Genomic DNA, 2,339 nt, shown 5'->3' with positions numbered 1-2,339 from the left:
TAGCGGGCAGAGATTGGAGGTACATCTCTGGATCTGATGCCTTACCTTGATCCGAAAGGAAATATGGGGACAATAGCATGGCAGGAAATCGGCGATCATGCCCAGGCGTACGGGGTGATGCGCCGAGTGATCCGCGTGATATGGCGAAAGCTGGATTGCCTGAATCCCAATCTCCAGAAGGTGCAATTTGAGACACCCGTTGGAAAGACGCCTGTAACCAACGCCGACCCCTGCGGCAGGATGAGTAATGGCCTGCCGCAAACCTCCGGGGCACGGAGCGATGCCCGATCAGGGTATTCAAGGAGATGAGTGGGGCGCCTAAGTCGCGCTAGAACGTATGGCACTGACAAACGTGGGATCACCTAAGGGGCGCGAGTCCTATGGTGACAGAGGAACCGTAGTAGTCGCAGGAGTAACGACCTGCCAAGGAGGACGGGGAAGGCCCGCTCGCAGGGCGAAGGGTTCCAGGTGATCGGACATCAACAATACCGGAAAGCATGCGTAATGCAAACCGCCGCAACGGTGCTGGGCGTCCTCCACGATCGTGGCAGGAGAGGTCTGCCGTGCGATGAACTGTATCGCCAGATGTTCAACAAGGAATTGTACTTGCTGGCCTACGGGAACATCTACGCCAACCAAGGCGCGATGACACCCGGGGTCACGGACGAAACTGTGGACGGCATGTCCGAGGGGAAAATCGACGCCATCATCGAGGCGATGCGCCACGAGCGCTACCGGTTCGCTCCCGCCCGCCGGGTGCTCATCCCGAAGAAGAACGGGAAGTTGCGCCCGCTGGGACTGCCGACATGGTCGGACAAGCTTGTCGGTGAAGTGGTGCGCCTCCTGCTGGAGGCCTACTATGAGCCGACGTTCTCCGACCGCTCACACGGGTTCCGCCGGAAACGGGGATGCCACACCGCGCTACGCGAAGTGGAACACACCTGGACCGGAACCGTGTGGTTCATCGAGGGAGACATCGCCGACTGTTTCGGCAGTTTGGATCACGAAATAATGATCAAGATCCTGGCGGAAAAGCTCCACGATAACCGGTTTCTCCGGCTTGTTCGGAACATGCTCAAAGCCGGGTACCTTGAAGACTGGGAACACCACGACAACCTCAGCGGGGTTCCGCAAGGTGGTGTGGTATCTCCCGTCCTCTCGAATATTTACCTGAACAAACTGGATGAGTTCGTCGAGAAAATTCTCATCCCGCAATACACCCGAGGACAACGCCGACGGCGCAATCCCGAATACTCACGGGTGAAACGCCAACGGCAGGAGACACGCACACGCGGCGACCGCGCCACAACGCGGGAGCTGACCAAGCAACTGCGCACCTTACCCTCGGGTGACCCTATGGACCCCGGATACCGGCGGCTGCGGTACTGCCGCTACGCCGACGACCACATCCTGGGGTTCATCGGACCGAAGGCCGAAGCCGAGGCCATCAAAGACGAGCTGGCCAGGTTCCTGCGCGACGAACTCGCACTGGACCTCAGCGCCGACAAAACGCTCATCACCCACGCCCGCACCCACGCGGCGCGGTTCCTCGGCTACGAGATCACCGTTCAGCACGCCGACAGCAAGCTCACCCACGGCCGCCGATCGGCCAACGGAGCGATCGCGCTACGCGTGCCCCGCGATGTGATCACGGCCCACTGCGCCCCCTACCGACGCCATGGCAAACCCTGGCACCGGTCGGCCATGCAGAACCTGCACGACTACGACATCGTGCGGACCTATGCGGCCGAATACCGGGGCGTGGTCAACTACTACCTTCTTGCCATCGACGTCTGGCGTCTCGCAACGCTGCACTGGAACGCGCAGACGTCCATGCTGAAGACCCTGGCAGCCAAGCACAAGTCCACGGTCACGAAGATGGCGGCCCGACACCGGGCCAAAATCGAAACACCGTACGGACTGCGCACGTGCTTCGAAGCCCGGATCCGCCGCGACGGCAAGCAAGACCTGGTAGCACGGTTCGGCGGGATACCCCTCACACGGAACAAGAGCGCGGTCATCACCGATCGCACTCCGGTCCGGGTTCCCTACCCGCGCAAAGAGATCATCAACCGGCTCGTGCGGAGCAGATGCGAGCTGTGTGAGAATACCGGCCCCGTGGTGGTCCACCACGTCGCCAAACTCGCCCGGCTCGGACAACCCGGACCCGACCAACCGGCCTGGGCGGCGGCTATGGCAGCCAAACGGCGGAAGTCCCTCGTGGTCTGCCGACCATGTCACGACGCCATCCACGCCACCCCCGTCACGAACGCGGCGTAGTCACTGGAGAGCCACGTGCATCGAAAGATGCCCGCGTGGTTCGGAGGGAGGCTGCACGA

Annotated in this window: 1 protein-coding gene; it reads left to right on the top strand. The window is 61.6% G+C overall.

Annotated elements, in window-relative coordinates:
* Positions 1 to 585: 585 nt before the first annotated feature.
* Positions 586 to 2,280, top strand: coding sequence for a reverse transcriptase/maturase family protein (locus ACFSXZ_RS41205; protein WP_378272017.1), 1,695 nt, complete (start codon positions 586 to 588; stop codon positions 2,278 to 2,280).
* Positions 2,281 to 2,339 lie beyond the last annotated feature (59 nt).

The organism is Amycolatopsis pigmentata (assembly GCF_042684065.1).
GTDB classification, from domain to species: domain Bacteria; phylum Actinomycetota; class Actinomycetes; order Mycobacteriales; family Pseudonocardiaceae; genus Amycolatopsis_E; species Amycolatopsis_E pigmentata.
This window is presented reverse-complemented; position numbering and strand designations above follow the sequence as displayed.

Bases quoted from the DNA above. Each gene is read 5' to 3' on its own strand.
- ACFSXZ_RS41205 (WP_378272017.1), top strand. From the start codon at position 586: ATGTTCAACAAGGAATTGTACTTGCTGGCCTACGGGAACATCTACGCC.